This window comes from Bacteroidales bacterium, from assembly GCA_021157585.1.
Taxonomy (GTDB): Bacteria; Bacteroidota; Bacteroidia; order Bacteroidales; family UBA12170; genus UBA12170.
On record JAGGWH010000093.1, the window covers coordinates 23,051 to 29,706 of the forward strand.

Annotated in this window: 6 protein-coding genes; 2 read left to right on the forward strand and 4 right to left on the reverse strand. The window is 33.1% G+C overall.

Translation table 11 applies throughout. The features are described 5' to 3' along the window. Positions 1-17: 17 nt before the first annotated feature. From J7K39_06275 to J7K39_06290, 4 genes are read right to left on the reverse strand one after another with little or no spacing between them, the layout of a single operon-like run. Positions 18-644 carry an NADH:ubiquinone reductase (Na(+)-transporting) subunit D gene (locus J7K39_06275; protein ID MCD6179492.1) on the reverse strand — a complete coding sequence of 209 codons (627 nt, stop codon included), beginning with the start codon at positions 642-644 and terminating at the stop codon, positions 18-20. 26 nt (positions 645-670) lie between these two features. Then, positions 671-1,417: an NADH:ubiquinone reductase (Na(+)-transporting) subunit C gene (gene nqrC, locus J7K39_06280; protein ID MCD6179493.1), complete on the reverse strand. Its 747-nt coding sequence runs from the start codon at positions 1,415-1,417 to the stop codon at positions 671-673. An 18-nt stretch (positions 1,418-1,435) separates the two neighbouring features. After that, positions 1,436-2,587, reverse strand: a complete 1,152-nt coding sequence (locus tag J7K39_06285) for an NADH:ubiquinone reductase (Na(+)-transporting) subunit B (GenBank protein MCD6179494.1) — start codon at positions 2,585-2,587, stop codon at positions 1,436-1,438. Positions 2,588-2,606: 19 nt separating this feature from the next. Further along, positions 2,607-3,956, reverse strand: a complete 1,350-nt coding sequence (locus tag J7K39_06290; protein ID MCD6179495.1) for a Na(+)-translocating NADH-quinone reductase subunit A — start codon at positions 3,954-3,956, stop codon at positions 2,607-2,609. A gap of 467 nt (positions 3,957-4,423) precedes the next feature. On the opposite strand from J7K39_06290, the gene J7K39_06295 reads away from it, so the two are divergent. Continuing rightward, the gene (locus tag J7K39_06295) at positions 4,424-5,692 is read left to right on the forward strand and encodes a DUF5103 domain-containing protein (GenBank protein MCD6179496.1); all 1,269 of its coding nucleotides are present in this window, start codon (positions 4,424-4,426) and stop codon (positions 5,690-5,692) included. Positions 5,693-5,804: 112 nt separating this feature from the next. Further along, a partial coding sequence (locus tag J7K39_06300) for a hypothetical protein (GenBank protein ID MCD6179497.1) occupies positions 5,805-6,656 on the forward strand: 852 nt, incomplete at its 3' end.

Here is a 6,656-nt window from a genome sequence, read left to right on the forward strand (position 1 = left end):
AATTTTTAGATTGAACACTAGTCTTTTATGAGTTCGGGGTTACGACTTCGTTGTACCCAAATTATTACACCAACAACAATAAGAGCCATCGGTGGAAGAATCATCAAACCATTATTTACATAACCAATATCATATAGTCCAATAGCTTTAAATACTTCCCAACCTAAGATAGTTCCAGACCCTAAGAGTTCGCGAAAAAATGCCACTATCACTAAAATCATTCCATATCCTAATCCATTTCCAATGCCATCTAATAGTGATGGCCAAGGTTTATTAGCCATAGAGAAAGCTTCAAAACGACCCATAATAATACAATTGGTGATTATCAATCCTACAAAAACAGAGAGTTGTTTACTCACTTCATAAGCATATGCCTTTAATATTTGGTCTACAATAATTACCAAGGCAGCTATAACAACCAATTGAACAATAATTCTTATTCGTTGAGGAATTGTATTACGAAGTAAAGAAATGATAACATTTCCCATAGCCAATACAAATGTTACAGAAATAGCCATAACGATTGCGGGTTCCAGTTTAGCTGTAACAGCAAGGGCGGAACAAATACCCAAGACCTGAACCGTAATCGGATTATCTTTTCCGATTGGATCAGTTAATAGTTTAATGTTCTTTGGAGAGAACATCGATTCTTTTTGTGCTTGTTCACTCATTATTTCTTGCTTTTAATATATGGAACATAATTTTCGAGACAATTTTTAAGCATAGCATCTACACCATTGGATGTGATAGTACCTCCGGAGATAGCATCCACACCGTGAATTTGCATGGCAGAAGCTAATTTTGCAATACCGCCTTTTACCACTTTAATAGAAGTAAAATTACCTTGTTTATCAAATATTGTTTTATTGACAAAAGGATTTGTAAAAGCAGGGAAAACTATTTCCGCACCTAAACCGGGAGTTTCTCCTTTATGATCAAAAACAACACCTTTTACCGTGTTAAAATCCGATTGTAAAGCTAAGTTCCCCCATATTGGACCCCACAAACCTTTTCCCAATAAAGGAATAATGTAATAGGTATCGTTCTCAATATGACAAACAAAGAGAGGAGAATTAAATTCTTCCCCATTGCTTTTATTAAAAAGCTCTGTTTTCATATTTACATCAAAGGCCCTCTTATCACCTTTTTCAAAATTTCCGTTTTTATATAAATCTGTTATCTCACCGGTAGAACTAATAATCCACTCTTCTGTAATATATTTATTATAGAGTGTTTCTGCTGTTTCCGGAGTAGATTCAATATCGGTAGATGCTAAGATTGCCGACATTTTTTCGTTTTTCACGTTCTGTAATTGCTTATCCTTTAACAATGTTGCAGCAGTAGATAACACCGCAGCCACAATGATAACCATTACAGAGGCATAAATAAAAATATATGTATTACTATTTGTATTCATTTTCTATAATTTTAATGGTTAGACAGCAATTTGTTTTGCACGTTTATTTCTACGTTTTATATTTCCTTGTACTACATAATGGTCTATTAATGGAGCAAACACATTTAAAAGTAATATAGACAACATCATTCCTTCGGGATAAGCAGGATTTAATACCCGAATAAGAACTGCCATAACACCTATAAGAAAACCATAAATATATTTACCCTTATTAGTTTGTGCAGCTGTAACAGGATCTGTAGCCATAAACACAGCTCCAAAAGCAAATCCTCCTAAAATTAAATGGTAATATGCAGGAACATCATTCATATACACATTAGCACCAACTTGGTTAAATAAAAATCCCATAACAAAACCACCAACAAACACACTAAACATAACGCGCCAACTGGCTATTCCTGTCCATAATAAAATAACGGCACCTATTAAAATTGCAAAGGTTGACGTTTCACCCACCGAACCGGGTAAAAAACCAAAAAAAGCATCAGATACAGAAGGTAAGTCAACACTATCTGTTGCAGTCATTAGATGTCCTAAAGGAGTTGCACCGGAAAAAGCATCAGCTTTTTCGGATATCCACACTTTATCGCCCGACATTTGAGAAGGATACGCAAAGAAAAGAAATGCTCTTGCCAATAATGCAGGATTCATAATATTCATTCCCGTTCCTCCAAATACTTCTTTACCAATAATTACAGCAAAGATTGTAGCTAAAGCAACCATCCATAAAGGAGTGGTTACAGGAACAATAAGTGGAATTAAGAAACCTGAAACAAGATAACCCTCATTCACTTCGTGCCCACGCATTTGAGCAAACACAAATTCAGTTCCTAATCCTACAACATATGATACAATAACCAATGGGAGTACCCACCAAATACCATACATAAAGTTCGTTAGTATATCTGCATCAACCCCTATTGATAAATTATGTTGATATCCAACATTCCATGTTCCAAAAAGGAAAGCCGGTACTAATGCTATAACAACCATAAACATGGTTCTTTTAAGATCTATTGCATCACGTATATGACTTCCTTTTTTTGTTACCGTATTTGGAACAAATAAGAAAGTTTCAAATGCTTCAAAAGTTGAAAGCATATAATGGAACCTTCCTCCTTTCTCAACATTTGGCTTAATTTTATCTAAATATTTTCGTAAAGCTTTCATTTAGCGTTTAGTTTTTCTATTAACTCATTTCTTTTCTTAAAAACTCAAGACCTTCTGCCACTATCGACTGAATTTCAATTTTCGATGTGCTGATAAATTCTATCAAAGCAAAGTCTTCGGCAGCTACCTCATAAATCCCTAAATTCTCCATCAAATCAATATTCTGACTCATAATAGCTTTTATCAACTGCATAGGATAAATATCAAAAGGAAATACTTTCTCAAACTGACCTGTCATTACAAAAGCTCTAACACCACCGTTAAGATTAGTGTCTAAACGATATTCTTTTTTAGGCATCAGCCAAGAAAATAAAGAACGGAAGTAACTAAACTTATTTAGATTAGGCGTTATCCAACCTATAAACTGATAATAATCTCCTTCCGGAATAACACTTAACTGATTATCGTAAAAACTAAGATATCCACCGGATTCAATCTGTGTACCGGTAAGAGGGTTTCCACTGATAAAGCGTAAATTCCCTTCGGTAATATTATTGGTAATCATATCTTTAATAGAAACCCCAACTTTAGCTTTATAATAATGAGGCTTTAAAATTTCCGAACCGGCAACTGCAAAAAGCTTTTCAGGAATATATTTACCTTTTAAAAATAAGTTTCCAATAGTTACAACATCCTGAGCATTAACCATCCACACTACTTCGCCCTTATTAATAGGATCAATAGCTGCTATTTGAGCACCAATCATACTTGCCGGATATTTACCTTCAATCAGATTAATGTTAACATTTTTTGCATTTAATAAGACCTCCGTTTTAGTGTCTTTAGCATTTAAGTTCAGATGTACTTTCCCCTTGCTTAATTTTATCAATGCGTCCAAACCTGTTTGAAATGCCTCTCCTTTTCCTTGCAAAACAAAGTCGTAGTCTATTGCCAATGGTCCATTATCGAAGCCCGAAATAAAAATGGCTTTTGGACTTACTGTTGGATCGGCAATTGTTGAATAAGGACGTTGACGAATGCTAGACCATAAACCACTTTGTAATAATTTTTCCACTATGGCTTCGCGATCTAAACTTACCGGATTAGCAGCTCCGAAATCTACATATTCATTCTTCTCGTCTGCCTCAATTCGTATTTCTAACAATACACGTTTAGCTCCACGCTTAATTCCTGTAATTATACCGCTCACAGGCGATGTAAACTGAATATTTTCACGATATTTATCATAAAATACCGGACTTCCAGCTTTAACTTTATCGCCTTCTTTCACGTTCAATTTTGGAAATACGCCAATAAAATCGGTAGGTTTTAATGCATACTTCAAAGAGCCAAGTTCACTAAGCTTTCTATCAGCTTCTCCCTGAAGTTTTATCGTCAAACCTTTTTTAATTTTAATTACTTCTGACATAAATTTATTTGACTGAAATTAGTATTGATTAATTTTAAAATTCTTGAATTTTAGTACTAAAAATATTTAATCCTTTTATGGTTTCTAATAATAAAGAATGAATGCTATTCCCCCTATAAAAACGAGGCTAAATTATAAATTTGTTTTTTAAATAACAATAAAAAAACACATTAGCAAATATTAACATGCATAACAAATTTATACATTATAAATATCATATTATCAAATAATTACAATTCTCAAAAATAATCAATCCTTATATAGATTAGTTATATATTATCTTGTCAGTTTAGCATTTAACTGATTTTCCTCAACTTTTTTATATACGAATATTGATAATAATCGAAACTTCACATACGAATTTTGTTTTTTATAACCTCTATTTTCTTAATAAAACAGTTTATAACATTTTCCCGATTAGCTCTAAAAAAGTATTTTTCCTTTTTATTTTTGATAAATAAAAAACCATGAAAAATAACTTAAGGCTAAATATTACTTTTCTCTTACTTATATTTTTTATGTCAAACATCCTGTCTCAAAATGTTTTTACTGATAAAATATTTACCGAAAACATTAAAACAGTACAACTTTATCCTGAAAATAATCCGCTTGGTGAAGCCATAATATTTTTAAATGAACAACAGCCACTAATTTTGGAATTTGATGAGATAGATAGTGATTATCGAGAATTTGCTTATACACTAATTCATTGTAACTCAGAATGGCAAGAATCCGACCTTTCGCCCAACGAATACCTTGACGGTTATACCGAAGCTTACATTCAAGATTATCAATTTTCGCAAAATACCAAAGTTCCATTTGTACATTACAATTTGACAATTCCAAATTATGATATTCAAATTCAATATTCCGGAAATTATATATTAAAAGTTTATCCCGAAGGAGAAGCTGAAAATCCTATTATAACAAAAAAATTATATGTTGTAAATCCACTCTGTACTGTTGGTGGAAATATTATGGCTTCAAGTAATCCGAAAACAAGAAACACTAGTCAGGAAATTAGTTTTAAAGTAAATATCAGTGCTTTAAACAGTCGCTTTCCTTCACGCGAAATCACCACTCAAATTCAACAAAACGGTCGTTACGATAATCAAATCAATAAGTTAGAACCCCTTTCCATTCGCGATGGAATTATGGACTTTAATCTTCAAAAGGGAAATATCTTTCCCGGACTAAATACTTTCCGTTTTTTCGATTTTAGCAGTCTGTCTTATAATTCGGAATATGTTTATTCCATTGATAAAACCGGAAATATTGATGAAGTTGAACTCCTTATTTCAAAAAAAAGAGTTAATACTCCATATAAAAATGAGCCTACTCAATTTGGCAAATTTTTTATCGAATCTAAAGATTATAGCGATGCTGATTCAGAAGCAGAATACGCTTTAGTTACTTTTCTGCTTTCGAGTGAAAATCCTTATACCGATAGAGATGTATATATATTAGGCGGTTTCGATTTATGGAGATTAAGTAACAAACTCAGCTATGATTACAACTCAAAAGTTTATCACACAAAAATACTTTTAAAACAAGGATATTACAGCTATCAGTATGCTTTAAAAAAGAAAGGAGAAAATAAAGCAGATGTAGCCTCAATAGAAGGTAGTTTTTTTCAAACACCAAACAGTTATTTTATTCGAGTGTATTACCGTGCCCCAAGCACAACTTTCGATCAACTAGTAGGCTGGCAAGAAATTAAAAATTATAATGATTAAAAATAAAGAATATAGTATTATTTTTGCATCTAAACAGATGCTATTACACGCTTGAAAAACGCAATACAAATTGGATATAAAAACCTGATTTGTAAATATTTAAACGAAACGCATGACTTTTAAAATTAAAAATATTATTCTGATTCTTGGCCTAGCCATTGTGCTTGGCTCCTGTGTTAAGAAACTACCGCTAAAAGTAGATCCCAATGCCGAAACCAATACAAACGCAAGTGATTTAACGGAATTAGTAGCCGGAGATGATTTTGATTGGGAAACTTCTGCTATTGTTTCTGTTTCTATTCAAACTTTAGACAATACCGGTCAACCCATTCCCTCTATAAAAGTTAGCCTGTTTAGCGATTATGAAGCTCTCGGCGGTAAAGAAATAATTAGTGGTTTTGTTAATGCTAATGGTCTTTTCGAAATCAATTATCGATTTGCAACTGCAATGGATTCTCTAGTTGTAGGCACAGACTATCTTGGATTCCCTAACGAAATAAAAGTCCCCATTACCGAAGGCCGATTAGACTATATTTTTGGTGGTATTCCTATCCATACTGACGACGACGATGAAGGAGTTGCTCCATCAAATAAATCTACTGAAGCAACACAGTTTACTCTAAATTATCTAGGGACTTGGAAACGCGATGGAACTCCCCGATATCTTGAAGCAACTGGAGATGTAATAACAGCTGAATTTCTTGCAGATATCAACAATGCCTTGCCTGAAAATCAACCAGTTCCTGATTATCACCCTGAATATTTATGGGAAATTTACGAGCAAAATATTAACCTCATTGAAAGTGCCGACGTATGGATTACATTTGTCTCCGAAGGTGCTGGATATCTGAATACTTTAGCTTTCTACACTTTTGATAAAAACAATCCACCTCAAAGCGTTGATGATATTACTGATGTAACAGTTATTTTTCCCAATGTATCTTTTAAAAATAGTGGCGGAGGA

Coding starts and splice junctions, on each gene's coding strand:
- J7K39_06275 (MCD6179492.1), bottom strand. CDS start 644: ATGTTCTCTCCAAAGAACATTAAACTATTAACTGATCCAATCGGAAAA.
- J7K39_06285 (MCD6179494.1), bottom strand. CDS start 2,587: ATGAAAGCTTTACGAAAATATTTAGATAAAATTAAGCCAAATGTTGAG.
- J7K39_06290 (MCD6179495.1), bottom strand. CDS start 3,956: ATGTCAGAAGTAATTAAAATTAAAAAAGGTTTGACGATAAAACTTCAG.
- nqrC (MCD6179493.1), bottom strand. CDS start 1,417: ATGAATACAAATAGTAATACATATATTTTTATTTATGCCTCTGTAATG.
- J7K39_06295 (MCD6179496.1), top strand. CDS start 4,424: ATGAAAAATAACTTAAGGCTAAATATTACTTTTCTCTTACTTATATTT.